The organism is Phenylobacterium sp. (assembly GCF_041691455.1).
Classification (GTDB): Bacteria; Pseudomonadota; Alphaproteobacteria; order Caulobacterales; family Caulobacteraceae; genus Phenylobacterium.
Genome location: NZ_JBEPUO010000005.1, coordinates 46,791 through 63,653 on the forward strand (window position 1 = coordinate 46,791; position 16,863 = coordinate 63,653).

14 protein-coding genes and 1 pseudogene are annotated in these 16,863 nt (G+C 68.6%); 12 read left to right on the plus strand and 3 right to left on the minus strand.

Features of this window, described 5'->3' with window-relative positions:
* Nucleotides 1-280 precede the first annotated feature (280 nt).
* From ACESMY_RS09785 to ACESMY_RS09820, 8 genes and pseudogenes are all read left to right on the plus strand, one after another.
* Nucleotides 281-424 (plus strand): annotated as a pseudogene (locus tag ACESMY_RS09785) (ClpX C4-type zinc finger protein); the annotation flags it as partial.
* Between the two features lie 364 nt (nt 425-788).
* Nucleotides 789-2,576, plus strand: a complete 1,788-nt coding sequence (locus tag ACESMY_RS09790; protein WP_372784396.1) for a long-chain-acyl-CoA synthetase — start codon at nt 789-791, stop codon at nt 2,574-2,576.
* Nucleotides 2,577-2,658: 82 nt separating this feature from the next.
* Nucleotides 2,659-3,273: a hypothetical protein gene (locus ACESMY_RS09795; protein WP_372784397.1), complete on the plus strand. Its 615-nt coding sequence runs from the start codon at nt 2,659-2,661 to the stop codon at nt 3,271-3,273.
* Between the two features lie 3 nt (nt 3,274-3,276).
* Complete coding sequence (locus tag ACESMY_RS09800) at nt 3,277-3,582, plus strand: winged helix-turn-helix domain-containing protein (RefSeq protein WP_372784398.1); 306 nt, start codon at nt 3,277-3,279, stop codon at nt 3,580-3,582.
* Between the two features lie 11 nt (nt 3,583-3,593).
* Nucleotides 3,594-4,499 carry an alpha/beta hydrolase gene (locus ACESMY_RS09805; RefSeq protein WP_372784399.1) on the plus strand — a complete coding sequence of 302 codons (906 nt, stop codon included), beginning with the start codon at nt 3,594-3,596 and terminating at the stop codon, nt 4,497-4,499.
* A 40-nt stretch (nt 4,500-4,539) separates the two neighbouring features.
* Nucleotides 4,540-5,865: an amidohydrolase gene (locus tag ACESMY_RS09810; RefSeq protein ID WP_372784400.1), complete on the plus strand. Its 1,326-nt coding sequence runs from the start codon at nt 4,540-4,542 to the stop codon at nt 5,863-5,865.
* Nucleotides 5,866-5,913: 48 nt separating this feature from the next.
* A complete protein-coding gene (uvrC, locus tag ACESMY_RS09815) occupies nt 5,914-7,797 on the plus strand; it encodes an excinuclease ABC subunit UvrC (RefSeq protein WP_372784401.1) in 1,884 nt (627 codons plus the stop codon).
* Between the two features lie 221 nt (nt 7,798-8,018).
* On the plus strand, nt 8,019-8,483 hold the full coding sequence (locus tag ACESMY_RS09820) for a lipocalin-like domain-containing protein (protein WP_372784574.1): 465 nt from the start codon (nt 8,019-8,021) through the stop codon (nt 8,481-8,483).
* Nucleotides 8,484-8,659: 176 nt separating this feature from the next.
* On the opposite strand, the gene ACESMY_RS09825 is transcribed toward ACESMY_RS09820, so the two are convergent.
* On the minus strand, nt 8,660-8,878 hold the full coding sequence (locus tag ACESMY_RS09825) for a hypothetical protein (protein WP_372784402.1): 219 nt from the start codon (nt 8,876-8,878) through the stop codon (nt 8,660-8,662).
* A gap of 759 nt (nt 8,879-9,637) precedes the next feature.
* Between ACESMY_RS09825 and ACESMY_RS09830 the strand changes: the two genes are divergently transcribed.
* Nucleotides 9,638-10,351 (plus strand): SDR family NAD(P)-dependent oxidoreductase, encoded by a 714-nt coding sequence (locus ACESMY_RS09830; protein ID WP_372784403.1) that lies wholly within the window; start codon nt 9,638-9,640, stop codon nt 10,349-10,351.
* A gap of 172 nt (nt 10,352-10,523) precedes the next feature.
* On the opposite strand, the gene ACESMY_RS09835 is transcribed toward ACESMY_RS09830, so the two are convergent.
* Nucleotides 10,524-11,141, minus strand: a complete 618-nt coding sequence (locus ACESMY_RS09835; protein ID WP_372784404.1) for a PEPxxWA-CTERM sorting domain-containing protein — start codon at nt 11,139-11,141, stop codon at nt 10,524-10,526.
* A gap of 443 nt (nt 11,142-11,584) precedes the next feature.
* On the opposite strand from ACESMY_RS09835, the gene ACESMY_RS09840 reads away from it, so the two are divergent.
* Together ACESMY_RS09840 and ACESMY_RS09845 are read left to right on the plus strand one after the other, a co-directional pair.
* Nucleotides 11,585-12,604 (plus strand): serine hydrolase domain-containing protein, encoded by a 1,020-nt coding sequence (locus ACESMY_RS09840; protein WP_372784405.1) that lies wholly within the window; start codon nt 11,585-11,587, stop codon nt 12,602-12,604.
* A 93-nt stretch (nt 12,605-12,697) separates the two neighbouring features.
* Nucleotides 12,698-16,063 carry an AAA family ATPase gene (locus tag ACESMY_RS09845; RefSeq protein ID WP_372784406.1) on the plus strand — a complete coding sequence of 1,122 codons (3,366 nt, stop codon included), beginning with the start codon at nt 12,698-12,700 and terminating at the stop codon, nt 16,061-16,063.
* A 20-nt stretch (nt 16,064-16,083) separates the two neighbouring features.
* Here ACESMY_RS09845 and ACESMY_RS09850 read toward each other — a convergent pair whose 3' ends face one another.
* On the minus strand, nt 16,084-16,539 hold the full coding sequence (locus ACESMY_RS09850; RefSeq protein WP_372784407.1) for a hypothetical protein: 456 nt from the start codon (nt 16,537-16,539) through the stop codon (nt 16,084-16,086).
* 97 nt (nt 16,540-16,636) lie between these two features.
* Between ACESMY_RS09850 and ACESMY_RS09855 the strand changes: the two genes are divergently transcribed.
* Nucleotides 16,637-16,861: a hypothetical protein gene (locus ACESMY_RS09855; protein ID WP_372784408.1), complete on the plus strand. Its 225-nt coding sequence runs from the start codon at nt 16,637-16,639 to the stop codon at nt 16,859-16,861.
* The last annotated feature ends 2 nt before the right edge of the window (nt 16,862-16,863 follow it).

The window sequence follows — 16,863 nt, forward strand, 5'->3', positions numbered from 1 at the left end:
CGGTTCCAGGATGGTTACCCGGCAGCTTGACCATTGGCCACGACTGTTGGACGCGAGAACTGTCCACAGGGCGCCGTAATAGTCTTTGATTACAGGCCTGTGGCCTCCTGAATCTCGAATTACCTTACGAAGCATGGCGGGTTTCTGCCGGCCGTGGCCCAGAAATGACCTTATTTCTGTAACCGCCGGACCGGGTGAGTGCGGGCGTCAGGACACCCTTGACGGTTACGCGCTGTCAGGGAATAACTGACAGCCAGGATTGTCCTGACAGGAGGCCGCCATGGCCAGGTACAAGGCGCTGTTCGGCGAGAAAACTCCGAAGACCTTCTACTGCTCGTTCTGCATCAAGTCGCAGCACGAGGTCGCCAAGCTGGTCGCCGGCCCGGGCCTGGTGATGATCTGCGACGAGTGCGTGGCCATGTGCCAGGTCTACCTCGACGGCGGTGTGCCGGACCTGTCGAAATATCCCGCCCCCAAGGACCTGCCGACCGAGCGGCTGGTCGCCCAGCTCCCCGGCGTCGAGGCCACGGTCCGCGGCAAGCGCACCCAGCTGCAGTGGGTCGTCGACGAACTGCGCCGCCGCGAGGTCAGCTGGGCCGATATCGGCAAGGGCCTCGGCATCTCCCGCCAGTCCGCCTGGGAGCGGTTCTCTTAAGACCCGATTAACGATTTGTGGCCCCGGCGCCTCGATTCCGGGGCCGCCTGACAGGCGCGTCCGAACCCACGCCGCAAAAACTTGACCGGGCGTCCAGCGCGTCCGCAAGCTGGACGCGAAGTCGGAGGTAAGCATGCCCGTTAAGGCCAAGCTCCAGCGCGATTGGGCTTTCACGCGCGGGCTGAACCGGACGCTGAAGGCGGTGAAGTCGATCGCGCCTGACAGCGAAAACCTGATCTGCGACGACCTGCAGGAGGCCGTGGAGCGCTGGCGCGACCGCAGCGCCATGACCTTCGAGGGGCGCACGCTGAGCTACGCCGAGCTCGACGCCATGGCCAACCGCTTCGCCCACTGGGGCAAGGGGCTGAACCTGCGGCGCGGCCAGACGGTGGCGCTCTTTATGCCCAACCGCCTGGAATATTTCGCGGTCTGGTACGGCCTGTCGAAGATCGGCGTGGTCACCGCCCTGATCAACAACCAGCTCGCCGGCCTGGCGCTGGCCCACTGCCTGAACATCTCGGGCGCGGCCTACGTCATCGTCGACGCGGAGACCTCGCCGGTGTTCGAGCAGGCCAAGCCGCTCCTGGAGCGGCAGCTCTCGCAGTGGATCCTTGGGCCCGCGCATGGCGATCAGCGCGACCTGGTCCAGGCGCTGAAGAGCTGCAGCCAGCTCCCCCCCGACAAGATCGTCCGCGAGGACATCCGCGGACGCGACACCGCGCTGCTGATCTTCACCTCCGGGACCACGGGCCTGCCCAAGGCCGCCCGCATCACCCATGTGCGCGCCCAGCTCTACATGCGCGGCTTCGCCGGCGCGACGGGGGCCAAGCCCGCCGATCGCATCTATGTGGCGCTGCCGCTCTACCACGCCACCGGCGGGCTCTGCGCGCTCGGCGCGGCCCTGCTGACCGGCGGCTCGGTGTTCCTGCGCCGCAAGTTCTCGGCCACCCATTTCTGGGGCGAGGCGGCGGACGAGGGCTGCACCATGTTCGTCTACATCGGCGAGCTCTGCCGCTACCTGGTCAACCAGGCGCCGAGCGACGACGAGACCCGCCACAAGATCCGGCTGGCCTTCGGCAACGGCCTGCGCCCGGACATCTGGGCGGTGATGAAAGAGCGCTTCCGCATCCCCGACATCCTGGAGTTCTACGGCTCGACCGAGGGCAATGTGTCGATGTTCAACTTCGATGGCCGCGAGGGGGCTATCGGCCGGGCGCCCAAGTGGCTGCGCAACCGGTTCAACATCCGCCTCGTGCAGTTCGACCTCGAGACCGAGGAGCCGATCCGTGGCGCCAATGGCCTGTGCATCGAGGCGGGGCCCGGCCAGATCGGCGAGTGCGTCGGCCAGATCGGCGGTGACGCGCGCTCCGAATACAGCGGCTACGTCGACAAGGCGGCGTCCGAGAAGAAAATCCTGCGCGACGTCTTCGAGAAGGGCGACGCCTGGTTCGCCACCGGCGACCTGATGAAGACCGACGCCGACGGCTATTTCTATTTCGTCGACCGCATCGGCGACACCTTCCGTTGGAAGGGCGAGAACGTCTCCACCAACGAGGTGGCCGAGCACCTGACGAGCTGTCCGGGCGTGAAGGAGGCCAACGTCTATGGCGTGGCCGTCCCGGGGGCGGAAGGCCGCGCCGGCATGGCGGGCCTGGTGGTCGGACCGGAGTTCGACATCAAGCTGTTCGGCAATCAGGTGGCCCAGGCGCTGCCGGCCTACGCCCAGCCGCTCTTCGTGCGCATCCTGCCGGCCATCGAGACCACCGGCACCTTCAAGCCCCGCAAGACGGACCTGGTCGCCGACGGCTTCGACCCCGGCAAGATCAAGGGCCCGCTCTACTTCCACGACGCCAAGAAGGGCTATGTGAAGGTCACCAAGGGTGTCTACGAGAAGATCGCCGCCGGGACGGTGAAGGTCTGATCCGCCTATCCGCTTCGAGGGCGTACAAAGCACTTTACATCACAAAGTATAGCGCCTAGACAGTCCCTGTCAGAGCTGGGACTTGAAACCGATGACCGACCAGAACGCCATGCGCGACGACATCGCCTTCATGCGCACCCTCGCTGAGGCGGGGCGCACCGGCCCGATGGCCGGCGGATCTATCCTGGTCGTCGCCGGCGGGATCTACGCCGCCTGCAGCGTGGCCAGCTGGAGCGGCATCACCTATCGCCTGAACTGGGACGGCTTCTTCCCGCTGGTCTGGTTCGGCGGCACCCTGCTGTTCCTGGTGATCCTCTTCCTGATGAAACGGCGCCTGCCCCGGAACAGCGGCGCCGCGCGCAGCGCCGGCGTCGTCTGGCAGGGCGTGGGATGGGCGACCTTCGCCATCGTCATCAGCCTGATGATGATCAGCGCGCGGGCCAACGCCTGGGTGGTGATGGCGGCCCTGCCGTCGGTGATCCTGGCGCTCTATGGCGCGGCATGGTTCGTCGGCGCGGTGCTGACTGCCGTCCGCTGGCTCTATCTCGTCGCCTTCGGCGCCTTCATCATGGCAGCGGTCAACGCTTGGTTCGTGACCGCGCCGGCGACGCTCTACCTCGTCTACGCCGCAAGCCTGATCGGGCTGTTGTCGCTGCCGGGATTGATCATCATGCGTCAGGCCCGCAAGGCGGCCTGAGCCGTGGCCGATGACTTCGACATCGAGGGGATCGACGAGGTCATCCACGGCCGGCTTCGGCTGGGGATCATGGCCTATTTGTCGAGCGCCGCGACGGCCGACTTCAACACCCTGAAGGCCCGGCTGCAGGCCACCGACGGCAACCTGTCCGTTCACCTCCGCAAGCTTGAGGAGGCCGGCTACGTCGCCATCGACAAGAGCTTCGTCGGCAAGAAGCCCCTGACCACCATCACCTTGACGGAAGCCGGCCGCGCGGCGTTCATCGGCTACCTCGACGCCATGGCCAAACTCGTCAATTCCACCGCCTGAAGGACGCCCCGATGTTCAAGCTCCTCGCCGCGCTCGCCGTCGTCCTGATGCTGGCGGCCCCCGCGGCCGCCCAAACCCCCGATCCCAACCGCCTCTTCGCCGACTCGAAGATCGTGGTGCGCGACCACTTCTCCGACGAGGTGGTGGGCAAGGGCCCGGACGTGGTGTTCATTCCTGGTCTCGCCTCCTCCCGCGCCACCTGGAAGGCGACCGCCGAGCGCCTGCGGGGCCACTACCGCCTGCACCTCATCCAGATCGCGGGCTTCGCCGGCGAACCCGCCCGCGCCAACGCCGCCGGCGACGTCCTGGTCCCTACCGCCGAGGCCATCGACGCCTACCTGGTGCAGGAGAAGCTGACGCCGGCCGTGCTGATCGGTCACTCGCTCGGCGGCACGACCATCCTCTACCTCGCCGAAAAGCACCCGGAGCACCTGAAGAAAGCGATGATGGTGGACGCCATCCCGTTCATGGGCGTCCTGTTCGGGGCGAAGGACGCCGACGCCGTTCGACCGATGGCGGCTCAGACGCGCGACATGATGGCCAAGGGCGGCCCGGGGTACGCCAGCGGCCTGACGCCGATGGTCAAGGGCATGGTGAGCCGCGAGCCCGACCAGCAGACGGTGATCGGCTGGGGTTTGGCCAGCGATCCGAGCGTCGTCGGGCGCGCCGCCTACGATGACTTCACGCTGGACCTGCGGCCGGACCTCGCCGGCCTGAAGACGCGCCTGACGCTGCTCTATCCGGACAACAAGCCGAGCGGCGCGCCGACGGCCGCGGTGGACGCGCAGTACCAGGCCGCCTACGCCGCCGCGCCGGTCGTCAAGCTCGTCCGCATCGACGACGCCAAGCACTTCATCATGCTCGACCAGCCGCAGGCCTTCGCCGCGGCCCTGGACGCCTTCCTCGCCCAGCCCTGAACCGGCTAGGGTGATCCCCACGAGTCCTGGGGGATCATCCATGCTGCCGCACCGCATCGTCCGCACCCTGCTGTTCGCGGGAGCCGCCGGGCTCCTGGCCAGCGCCGCCCAGGCCCGCGACGTGGCCGCCGACAAGCGGGCGATCGACGCCGGTCTCGACCGCGGCTACGCCCACCTCGACGCCCTCTACAAGGACATCCACCAGCACCCCGAGCTGGCGCTGCAGGAAACCCGCACCGCGGCCATCCTCGCCAAGGAGATGAAAGCGCTGGGCTTCGAGGTCACCGAGCGCTTCGGCGGAACCGGCATCGTGGCGATCTACAAGAACGGCGCCGGCCCCCTGGTCCTGGTGCGCACCGAGCTCGACGCCCTGCCGATGGAGGAGAAGACCGGGCTGCCCTACGCCAGCCACGTGGTCGCCGACTACCGTGGCAAGCCGACGCCCGCCGACCACAGCTGCGGCCACGACATCCACATGGCCGCCTGGATCGGGACCGCCCAGCAGCTCGTGGCCATGAAGAGTCAGTGGAAAGGCACGCTGATGTTCATCGGCCAGCCGGCGGAGGAGACCACCGAGGGCGCGCGGGCGATGATCGCCGCCGGGCTCTTCGAGAGGTTCGGCAAGCCCGACTACGGCTTCGCGCTGCACGTCGAGTCGCAGGCGGCGGGCACCGTGACCTACCGCCCCGGCGCCAATTCCTCGGCCTCCGACAGCCTGGAGATCACCTTCCATGGCCGCGGCGCCCACGGCTCGACGCCCGAGCTCAGCATCGACCCGGTCATCGAGGCCGCCCGCTTCACCATGGACGTCCAGACCGTGGTCAGCCGCGAGAAGGACGCCGCGGCCTTCGGGGTGATCACCGTGGGCTCGATCCAGTCCGGCAGCGCCGGCAACATCATCCCCGACACCGCGGTGCTGCGCGGCACGATCCGCAGCTTCGACCCCGCCGTGCGCGAGAAGCTGCTGGAGGGCATCCGCCGCACCGCCAATGCGGTGGCCGCCATGTCCGCCGCTCCGCCCCCGGAGGTGAAGCTGGAGGTCGGCGGCCGGGCGGTGGTCAATGACGCGGCGCTCACCGCCCGCATCGATCCGGTCTTCAAGGCGGCGTTCGGCGACAAGGCGATCCACCAGCCCGAGCCCGGCCGGCCCTCCGAGGACTATTCGGAGTTCGTGATCGCCGGCATGCCGCACTCGCTGTTCTTCGCCATCGGCGGCTACGACCCCAAGACCATCGCCGCGGCCGAAGCCAGGGGCGAGCGCGTGCCCGGCAACCACAACCCCTACTTCGCCCCCGCGCCGGAGCCCGCCATCCGCACCGGCGTCGAGGCCATGACGCTGGCGGTGCTGAACGTGATGGGCAGCTGAAGCCGCCAGGCCCCTGCGCCGGCGCGCGGACTCGCCTATATCTGCGCCATGCCCGACGACGTCGCCGCCCCGCCCCAGCTGAAGGGCGCCGCGCTTATCAAGGATGAGGTCAAGCGCCTGCCCGACCGGCCGGGCGTCTACCGCATGGTCGGCGACGAGGGCGAGGTGCTCTACGTCGGCAAGGCGCGCAGCCTGAAGAAGCGGGTGGTCCAGTACGCGCAAGGCCGTTTTCACACCCAGCGCATCGCCAACATGGTCGACCTCACCCGGTCGATGGAGTTCATCACCACCCGCACCGAGACCGACGCCCTGCTGCTCGAGATCAACCTGATCAAGCAGCTGAAGCCCCGCTTCAACGTCCTCCTGCGCGACGACAAGTCGTTCCCCGAGATCGTCATCCGCCGCGAGCACCCGGCCGCGCAGCTGCGCAAGCACCGCGGCGCCCACACCATCAAGGGCGACTACTTCGGCCCGTTCGCGAGCGCCGGCGCGGTCAACCGCACGCTGAACACCCTGCAGAAGGCCTTCCTCCTGCGGTCCTGCTCGGACAGCGTCTACGAGAGCCGCACGCGCCCCTGCATGCTGCACCAGATCCGCCGCTGCTCGGCGCCCTGCACGGGCCTGGTCAGCCTGGAGGACTACAGCGCGCTCGTGGACGAGGCCGGCGACTTCCTGCGCGGCAAGTCCCGCGCGGTGATGAGCAAGATCGCCGGCGAGATGCAGGCCGCCAGCGACGAGATGGAGTTCGAGCGCGCCGCGCGCCTGCGCGACCGCATCCGCGCGCTCGCCTCCATCGCCCAGGAACAGCAGATCAATCCCGAGACGGTGGACGAGGCCGACGTCTTCGCGCTCTTCGCCGAGGGCGGCCAGGCCTGCGTCCAGGTGTTCTTCTTCCGCGCCGGCCAGAACTGGGGCAACCGCGCCTACTTCCCCCGCGTCGACAAGTCCGACGAGGACCCCGAGGTGATGGCGGCCTTCCTCGGCCAGTTCTACGACGACAAGCCGATCCCCAAGGTGATCCTGGTCAATATCGAGCCGGCGGAGAAAGAGCTGCTGGCCGAGGCCTTCTGCCTGAAGGGCGGCCGCAAGGTCGAGATCGGCCGGCCGCAGCGCGGCGAGAAGCGCCAGCTCGTCGAACATGCCGTCATCAATGCGCGCGAAGCGCTTGGCCGAAAAATGGCCGAGAGCTCGGCCCAGACCAAGCTCCTGGCCGGCGTCTGCGAAGCCTTCGGCCTGGAGGCCCCGCCCGAGCGGATCGAGGTCTACGACAACTCCCACATCATGGGGACCAACGCGGTCGGCGGGATGATCGTCGCCGGTCCCGAGGGTTTCCAGAAGAGCCAGTACCGCAAGTTCAACATCAAGGGGACGGACATCACCCCGGGCGACGACTTCGGGATGATGAAGGAGGTGCTGCGCCGCCGGTTCGGCCGGCTGGTGAAGGAAGAGGAGGAGGGCGCCCTGGACGGAAAAGGCGGGGCCGTGCGTCCCGACCTCGTGCTGATCGACGGCGGCATGGGCCAGATCAACGCGGTGATGGAGGTCATGGCCGACCTCGGCGTCGACGACATCGCCGTGGTTGGCGTGGCCAAGGGCCCCGACCGCGACGCCGGCCTCGAACGCTTCTTCATCCCCGGCAAGCCCTACTTCATGCTCGAGCCGAAGAGCCCGGTGCTCTACTACCTCCAGCGCCTGCGCGACGAGGCCCACCGCTTCGCCATCGGAACCCACCGCGCGCGGCGCACCATCGAGATGAAGAAGAACCCCCTCGACGAGATCGAGGGCGTCGGCCCGGGCCGCAAGCGCGCCCTGCTGCACGCCTTCGGCTCAGCCCGCGGGGTCAGCCGGGCGAGCGTCGACGACCTCCTGAAGGTGGAGGGGGTGAGCGCCCCCCTGGCCGAGCGGATCTATGGGTTTTTCAGGAAGGGGTGAGGGGTGGGGTGTAGGCTAAGCGCCATTTGCGGACTTTGGGACCGATCCGGAAATCCGACCTTCAGGCGCTCCGCCCGGACCAGTCCGCTCTCGATCCGTTGCTAACACTCACCAAGCCGGTACGCTTCGGCCGCCCGACCCAAGCGGGGTTCGCGGCAGGGTGGAATAGCGTCCGGCGTGGGCGTTGGGGAACTTCGGCGATGCGAAACCACTTGGCGGCAGTGCTTGCGATCACGGCTCTGGCGGGCCCAGCCATCGCCGCGCCTGCGCACATTGCCGGCGCCTGGAAGCTGGTGGAAACCCGCCAGCAGATGACCGATGGCTCGATCCGGCCAGATCCTGATCTTGGCGCTCATCCCAGCGGCTATATGATCTACGACCCGGCCGGCCGGATGTGCACGGTGTTCAGCGACAGTGACCGGCCCCGTTGGGCCGGCGCGAGCCCGACGGACGCTGAAGTGCGCGCCGCCTACGATCACATGGTCGGCTACTGTGCCCGCTACGAAGTCGACGACGCGCGTGGCGTCATCGTCTTTCACATCGACATCGCCCAGTCCGCGAACGGAGTCGGTATCAACCGGGAACGACGCTTCGAACTCGAGGGCGACAGCCTGACCCTCTATCCGACGCCGTTGCCCGCAGGTGTGGCGGAGTGGTCAATCCGGCTGCGGCGCGTGCGGCCCTGAGGTCCGCGTCGCGCCAGCAGCAGACATTGGCTCCCCGCCGCAAACGCGACGTCGGTGAAACTGCGCCGAACTTCGGCTCGCCGGCGACAAAGCGAAGACTGCTTTCGACCCATCGACGACCTTCGGAAACGAAGCCCTGCACCCCCCACCCCCGTGCCGGAACGGCGCTGCAGGGCTTAGTCTAAGCTCCTCACCGAGAGGTCAGCATGGCAATGGGTGCAATAGCGCCCCGGCAGTCCGCGGCGCAGGCCGCCCCAGTTCTGCATCAGCCCCAGACGCTTGCCGCACTTCGGACAGCCGATCCCGAAGGTGTTGTAGATGAACAGCCCGAACACCGCGGCGAACACCCCAGTGACGACGCGAGCGTCGACTGGAAGTATTTGGGCGTAAATCACCAGCGCCACAAAACCGGCGAGACAGGCTGCGAGAGTGCCGTAGTACCGAACTAGAGGGCTCAAGCGATGTCCTCAGGGTCCAAACGAAATCGGCATTCGGATCAACAACTCTGATCAGTTCAGACCCACCGCCGACGTCGTGCAAGCGATGATCCGTTGGCAGCGTCCCCTTTCCACCCCTACCCGAAGTCCAGCATGTCCGCCTGTCGGCTGAGACCGCAATGGTCTCAGCTAGGGCCAGTCCTTCCGACCCCTCTTCGTCCTTGAGCATCGTCTCTTCCTTTCAAGAGACGGCTCCTATGCACCGGCCTGTCACGCTACCGAATCAGCAGCACAGCCCTGTTTGGTATCTCAAGTGCATAAGTGCCCAACCCCATCCCTCCGTGCGACACTCCGGCTCGGCTCGTGAACTGCGCTTGGCGCGCAGCACTCCACCGCCGCGTTTCCCCAACCTGACCGCTTCGGCGCGCGTGGCGCGCGGGCGGCTTGAGCTCGCGGACCGGTCCCATGGCTTCTGACGACGCGGCGCCGGCGCCGGCGCGCGCGCGCTCCCTCAGCGGAGCTATGTGCGGTTCACCGCCAAGCTGGCCCGCGAGGTCTGCCGGCGGCCGGCGAGACCCAGGCCGAGATCTGCGCCGATCCGGCGATGCACGGCCCGGCGGGCCTGAGCCGCTGGGAAGGGATTGGATGGGCGGGGCGCCTCTGGCGCCGCGCGAGCCGGGCCCTCATATCTGTTCATCAACCGCGAAAGGTTCAAACGTGAGCAGCCCTGCCTCGGCGCCGACCGGCCGCTCGATCCTCATCGTCGGCGCGTCGCGCGGCCTGGGCTATGCGATGGCCGCCGAATTCGCGGGGCGGGGATGGCGCGTGCTCGGCACCGTGCGGGCGCCCGGAACGCCCCTGCATAGCCTTACCGCCGAACGCGCCGACCTCATCGAGATCGAGGCGCTCGACATGACCGACCGCGACCAGATCCTGGCGGTGCGGGATCGCCTTTCCGGCCGTCAGTTCGACATCGTCTTCGTCAACGGCGGCATCGCCAACCGGGCGCCCGAAGACACGATGGCCGGGGTTTCGACGGAAGAATTCGTCCACGTCATGGTCACCAACGTGCTTGGCGTCATGCGCGCCGTGGAAGCGTTCGGTGTCCTGGCCCGACCGGGCGGGGTGATCGGCGCGATGTCCTCCGGCCAGGGCAGCATCGCCAACAACGCCAATGGCGTGAACGACGTCTACCGCGCCAGCAAGGCGGCCCTGAACCAGGCCATGGCCAGCTATGCCGGCCGGCACGCGGACGAAGGGCAGGCGCTGGTCCTGATGGCGCCAGGTTGGATCCGCACGGAGATGGGCGGTGCGAACGCGCCGTTCAGCGTCGAAGACGCCATGCCGCAGATCGTCGACGTGCTCATCGCGCAGCAGGGCGCGGCCGGCCTGCGCTACCTCGATCGCAACGGTCGGACCGTGCCCTGGTGACGACAGGCGGCGTCGATTCGGCGCGGCTTCAAGGTCGCCCCCTGCGCCAGGCGCGGAGCTTGGGACGCCGGCGCCTGGCCGCGCCAAGAGAATGCCTAGGCCGTGATGGTGCGTCAGCCGGGCGTCGACATCGGCGCTGACAGATGTGTCAGCGCCTTTGGCGACGTGGCGGTCAGGCCAACCCCAGCTGCGTCGTGCGGCGACGGTTGCGCATCAAGGCCCCGACACTGCCAAAGCCCAGGACCATGAGCGCCCAAGCCGCGGGCTCAGGGATGCCGCCGGTCCCGGCCGGGAAAGCGAAATTCAGCTGGTATTGAGGATCGGTAGAGATGTTGCCGATGAAATTGCTCACCGAATAATAGCCCGCGCCCAGGTTCATACCGGTGACGAGCGAGAAGGGTCCTGAAGGCGCGGAAGAGTAGGGAATGTTGATCGACGCCAGGACCGTCCCCGATGTGCTGCTCTGGGTGGCGAGCGAAAGCAGCTCCACGTCCCAGCCTGAGGTCAAGGTGCCGTTGTTGCCGACGCTCTCGGTGATGCTGAGCGCCCCACCGTCGAAATAGAATTCGTAGATCGACGGGTTGGCCGACGGGCTGATGAGCGTCGTGCCCGTGTTGCTGTGCCCTGTGCCGATCTGACAGACGCCGAGCGCGCTGACCGTTCCCACATAGGTGCCCGGGAATGTCTCCGCGCCGTTACCGGCAGTGTAGGTGGAGCATGCCGCCATAGCCTGCCCGCCCGCGAGAACGGCCAGTCCAAATCCCAACACAAGCGCTTTGTTGATACGCATCACATTCCTCCATGGCTAAAATGGATAGCGCAAGCGTGTCGGTCGCACGAGGTGCGGCTGCATGTTGCGGGTCTCGACGCCAACAGCCTAGCTTGGTGCGAACTCGTCCTGTCAATGCGATTCTCCTGAAAGGCGACTAGGCTCGGGCGATGCCCAAGCCGGGTTGGTTCTCCCCGTCGGGTCAGGGGCGGAAACCCAAGGTTGCAGACCTCATTTCGACCGTGCCGAGTCCGGAGGTTCCCAACGGTCGAGAGTCAGAAGCGGAGGGTCCCACCGCCCCCGGGTGGCTGGCCGGCGAGGGGAGGCCGGCGGGGCCGCCGCCGGACGATCCGGAGGGGTGGTGCTAGGACGGATCGACGGGCGGCTCATGGGGCGGTGAGCGGCCGGCTTGCGGTTGTCGACGCGGGCCCGCAGGCTGGCGTCGGTGACGCCGGAGCCCTGACATGAGCCAACATCCGTCCCGCAGAAGCGTCATCGCCGGCGCCGCCGCCCTGGCCGGCCTCGTCCATCCCCTGGGGGCCGCCGCCCAGTCCGCCGAGATGCAGGCCGTGCTCGACTACGTCCAGAGCCAGAAGACCACCGGGTTCCTGGTCGTCCAGGACCGCAAGACCCTCGTCGAGAAGAACTGGGCGCCGCCGGCCGACGCCCAGTTCAGGACTTTCACCTACGGCACCAACGCCGAGGGCGCCCTGCTCGAGGATGTCGCCTCCCAGCAGAAGAGCTTCGTCTCGATCCTGGCCGCCGTGGCCATCGACAAGGGCCTGCTGGACGTCGCCAAGCCGGTCTCGGCCTACATCGGCGCCGGCTGGTCCAAGGCCGCGCCGGACCAGGAGGCGAAGATCCGGGTCATCGAGGTTCTGACGATGAGCTCGGGCCTCACCGAGGGGTTCGCCTACGCCGCACCGCCGGGGACGGTGTTCCTCTACAACACCCCGGTCTACGCCATGACCAAGCGGGTGCTGGCGGCCGCCGCCAGGCAGCCGCTCGAGACCCTGACCCGCGACTGGCTGACCGCGCCGGCCGGCATGAAGGACACGTCCTGGCGCCAGCGGCCGGCGGCCTTCGCCGACGTCGGCAATCCCACGGGCCTGGTCACGACGCCGCGCGACACCGCCCGCCTCGGCCAGATCGTGCTGGACGGCGGCAAGGCGGCGGACGGCAAGCGCCTGGTCTCGGAGGCCGGGATGAAGGCCATGTTCGCCCGATCTGCGACCAACCCCGCCTATGGCCGGCTGTGGTGGCTGAACGGCAGCGAGGTCACGATCAGGCCGCTGGCGCGGCGCATCGACGGCCCGCTGATCCCGGCCGCGCCCGCCGACCTCGTCGCCGCCCTGGGCGCGCAGGACCGCAAGCTCTATGTCGCGCCCAGCCGCAAGCTGGTGGTGGTCCGCATGGGCGCCGCGGCCCCGGACAAGGACTTCGACCAGCAGCTCTGGCTGCGGCTGATGAAGGCGCTGGCCTGACAGCCGCCACCCGAGGGGCCGCAATAGGCGTTGCCGGGCCGGCGAGCGCCTCGCTAAGGTATTGGTGGAGGCTGGGGACGGGGCCTGCCGCTCATGTCGGACATCTTCGTCTCATACGCCCGGCCCGATGAAGCCAAGGCCGAGGAGATCGCCGAGGCCCTGCGCGCCCTGGGCTACGGCGTCTGGCGGGATGACGCACTTCCTCCCCATCGTCCCTATGCGGAGGTGATCGCGGAATATCTGCAGGCCGCCAAGGCGGTGATCGTCATCTGGTCCGCCCATGCGGTCAAATCGCAGTGGGTCAGGGCCGAGGCCGACGTCGCCCGCCTGGCCGGCACGCTCGTGCAGCTCAGCCTCGACGGCGCGACGCCGCCCTTGCCGTTCAACCAGATCCATTGCGACCAGTTGGGCGACTGGTCCGCGGGCGCCGCGACGCCCGGCTGGCGCAAGGTCACAGCCGCCGTCGCCGACCTGATGGGCGCGGCGGCGCATGCGGCGCATCAGCCGGCGTCCTCGACCGAGCGGCGGCACCTGACCGTGCTCAGCTGCAGCCTGGTGCGCCCCACGGGAAGGGGCCGCCTCGACGCGGAGGAGTGGCACGACCTCGCCGCGGAGTATCGCGATGTGGTCGCCCGCGCCGCGGCCCGGTTCGGCGGCCTGGCCGCCAGGACGCCCGGCGAAAGCGAGATCGTCTATTTCGGCCATCCCGTGGCGCAGGAAGACGCCGCCGAGCGCGCCGTGCGGGCCGGCCTGGCCATCGTCGAGGGCGTAGCCGCGCGAAGCGCGCATGGCTCGCCTCCGCAGGCCGCCCGCCCCGCGGTGCGGGTGGCCGTCCACGCCGGCACGGCCTTCGTGACCGGCTCAGGCCCGGACGCCGAGATCTCCGGCGAGGTCTCGGACCTCGCTTCGCACGCGCGCGCCGCCGCCCCGCCCGACACGGTGGTGCTGACCGAGCCGGTCCGCGAGCTTGTGGAGGACCTGTTCGGGTTGGAGGAAACCGGGGCGGAGATCGTGGACGGGGACGACGAGCCGATGCGGCTGCATGGGGTGGTCTCGAGCAGCCCGACACCGATGCGGGCGCGCGGCTTTTCGCGGCCCGAGCCGGCGCCGTTCGTCGGACGCGAGGACGAGGCCCATGTGCTCGAAAGCCGCTGGCGCGAGGTCCGCGACGGCGAGGGCCAGGTGGTGCTGGTTATCGGCGAGCCCGGGATCGGCAAGAGTCGGCTGATCGAGGAGTTCAGGGCCCGCATCAGCGCCGAGCCCCACCTCTGGATGGAATGCGGCGGCGCGGCCCTGTTCGCCAACACGCCCTTTCACGCGATCAGCCAAATGCTGGAGCTGGCCATCGGGTGGCGCGGCGCGGACACGCCCGAGGCGCGGGCCGGGCGGCTGGAAGAGCTGCTCCGGACCGCCGGGATAAACCTCCAGGAGGCCGTTCCGCTGCTGGCGGACCTGCTGAACCTGCCGACCCCCGAGGCCTATCCGACCTTGACCCTGCCGGCCGACCAAAGGCGCGCGCGCCTGCTCGCCGCCCTTGCGGGATGGGTGTTCAGCGCGACCGTGCGGCAGCCCCTGGTCATGGTTGTCGAGGACCTGCATTGGGTCGACCCGTCGACCCTGGAGCTGCTGCAAACCCTCGTCGAGCAGGGGGCGACCGCACCGCTCCTGCTGCTGTGCACGGCCCGGCCGGAGTTCCGGCCGCCGTGGCGGCCGCGGTCGCATCACGCGCAGATCATGCTGGGGCGGCTGAACAATCGCCAGACCCGCGAGCTGGTCCGCGCCATGACCGCCCGAAGCGGGCTGAAGCCGGAGCTGGCGGAGGTCATTGTTCAGCGTACGGACGGCGTGCCGCTGTTTGCCGAAGAGCTCACGCGGCTGATGCAGGACCGCGGGCGGGCGGTGGCGCGCGAGATTCCCGCCACCTTGCAGGACTCGCTCGCCGCGCGGCTCGACAGGCTCGGCGGGGCCAAGCAGATCGCCCAGCTGGGCGCGGTGCTGGGGCGCGAGTTCTCCTACGAGCTGCTGCACGCCGTCTCCGTGGCGCCGGAGCGCGAGCTGCAGGCGGAGCTGCTGGCGCTGGCGGAGGCGGACCTCATCCAGGTCCGCGGGTTTCCGCCGGACGCAAGCTACCGGTTCAGGCACGCGCTGATCCAGGACGCCGCCTACCAGGCCCTGCTGAAGACCCAGCGCCGCAATCTGCACGGGCGGGTGGCCCAGACGATCACGGACCGTTTCCCGGCGCTGGCCGAGGCCCAGCCGGAGGTGCTCGCCCGTCACTGGTCGGCGGTGGGCGATGCGGACAGGACGGTGGAGGCCTGGACGAAGGGGGCCAAGGCCGCCACGGCGCGATATGCCTACAGGGAGGCCGCCGAAGACTGTCGGCTGGCGCTCGAGATGCTGGCGACCCTGCCCGAAACGCCGGCGCGCGATGTGCGGGAGCTGCAGTTGCTCAACCTGGCCGCCACGGCGCTGCAGATCATCCACGGCTACTCCGGCCCGGAGGTCGAGGCCGCAAACGCGCGGGCGCGTGAACTGGCGGAGCGGACCGGCGACCTGCGCAAGCGGATCGCCTACCTGTTCGACCAATGGGCGGCCCGGTCGAGCGCCGGAGACTTCCGGACGGCCACGGGTCTGGCCGAACAGCTCTTGCCGCTCGCCCAGGCGCAGGCGACGCCGGGGGCGCTGGCGACGGCCTATATGGCCCTGCTGGCAGCGCGCAACCGGGTGGGCGACCTGCTCGGCGCCGAAGCAGCGTTCGAGGCGGGCAGCCGCCACTTCCCGACCACCGCGGACCCGCGGCGGCCTGGGGCGCTGGCGCAAACCTTCGGCAACGCGGCGATGAACGCATGGCTGATGGGCGACGACGACAAGACGCAGCGGCGCATCGAACCGCTGCTGGCCCTGATCGGCGCCAGCGGCAACCCCTATGAGCTGGCCTTCGCGCAGTACATGGCGGGGCTGCTGGCCCTGTTGCAGGGTGACCTGGACGCGGCCGCCGAGCTGGCCAGGCAGTCGATCGAGAGGTCGGTCGAAGGGGGCTTCCCGCAATTCACGGCCACCGCGAACATCGTCCTTGGCCGGGCGCGCGCCCTGGCCGGCGCGCCGGCGGAAGGGCTTTTGGCGATGACCGCCGGCATGTCAGGGCTGGAGGTGACGCGAAACCGCGCCGCGGTGACCATGTACCTCACCTGGCTGGCCGACACCCACGCGCTGAACGGCGACGCCGAGGCGGCGCTGCGGACCATCGAGGAGGCTCTGACCGTCAATCCGCAGGAAGGCTTCTTCCGCCCCGAGAGCCTGCGGCTGCGCGGCGACCTGCGGTTTGAGGCGGGCGACCGGGACGCCGCCCTGGCGGACCTCTCCGACGCCCTCGACCTGGCCAAGGCGATGGGCGCGAGGCGGTTCGAGGAGACCTGCCGGGCCAACCTGGAGCGCGTGCGCGGCTCAGCCCCAGGCTGAGGCCGTCGGGAAGATCAGTCTCAGCCTACGGGCAGCGGCCCCATCCGGACGCCTTCGCCGCTGATGACCTCATCCGCCGCAAGGCCGCTCGTCTGGTGGGTGGCGCCCGTGGAGATGAACCAGAAGCGCTCGCCGGGGTCGGCCACGCCGCCCGCCGGAATGAAGTGGAACGTGCCGTGCAGTATCTGATGGGTCGGCGCCCCACCGCGTCTCTCTATCATCGTGAAGGTTATCTTGGCCTCCAGATCCTGCGATCCATAGGGTTTCGCGGAAAGGCCGAGCGTCCCCGTCAGCGTGAATTCCGCCACCTCCATGACCGAGCCGCCGCCGCCCAATTGGGTGCCGGACGATCGATGATAGCCGTTGATGCTTCCGCCGGGGCCGAAGGTCATCGTGCCGACGCCGATGACGTAGCTGGGCACCGCCAAATCCACGGCGAAGCCGTTGAAGCGGTAGGCGTAGGATCCCTCGAGCATTGTCGTGCGCGCCTTGCAAAAGAGCCACGTTCATGTCCTGTTAACTTAGGTTGATCGACCCGCTTGTCGAGCGAAATATATCCAGGAGGAGAGACTCGTGGCGAAGGCAACACCACTCAACAAGAGCTTGGCGAGCCGTCTTTCGCCAGTCCAATGTATTGATCCGGTGGTCCAGGGATTGACCCCTTTTCAGCAAGCCGCGCTGCACACGTGCAAGCACGAGATGCTCGCCTCAATGTTCCGGCTGTATATGACGGTGCCGCAAGACGTGGCTGACACAGTGCTGCTGAACTACTTCCAGGACCCCGGGAAGAAGGGCTGACC

Excerpts from the sequence above, each read along its gene's own strand:
- ACESMY_RS09790 (WP_372784396.1), top strand. The coding sequence starts at position 789 with ATGCCCGTTAAGGCCAAGCTCCAGCGCGATTGGGCTTTCACGCGCGGG.
- ACESMY_RS09805 (WP_372784399.1), top strand. The coding sequence starts at position 3,594 with ATGTTCAAGCTCCTCGCCGCGCTCGCCGTCGTCCTGATGCTGGCGGCC.
- ACESMY_RS09810 (WP_372784400.1), top strand. The coding sequence starts at position 4,540 with ATGCTGCCGCACCGCATCGTCCGCACCCTGCTGTTCGCGGGAGCCGCC.
- uvrC (WP_372784401.1), top strand. The coding sequence starts at position 5,914 with ATGCCCGACGACGTCGCCGCCCCGCCCCAGCTGAAGGGCGCCGCGCTT.
- ACESMY_RS09835 (WP_372784404.1), bottom strand. The coding sequence starts at position 11,141 with ATGCGTATCAACAAAGCGCTTGTGTTGGGATTTGGACTGGCCGTTCTC.
- ACESMY_RS09840 (WP_372784405.1), top strand. The coding sequence starts at position 11,585 with ATGAGCCAACATCCGTCCCGCAGAAGCGTCATCGCCGGCGCCGCCGCC.
- ACESMY_RS09845 (WP_372784406.1), top strand. The coding sequence starts at position 12,698 with ATGTCGGACATCTTCGTCTCATACGCCCGGCCCGATGAAGCCAAGGCC.
- ACESMY_RS09850 (WP_372784407.1), bottom strand. The coding sequence starts at position 16,539 with ATGCTCGAGGGATCCTACGCCTACCGCTTCAACGGCTTCGCCGTGGAT.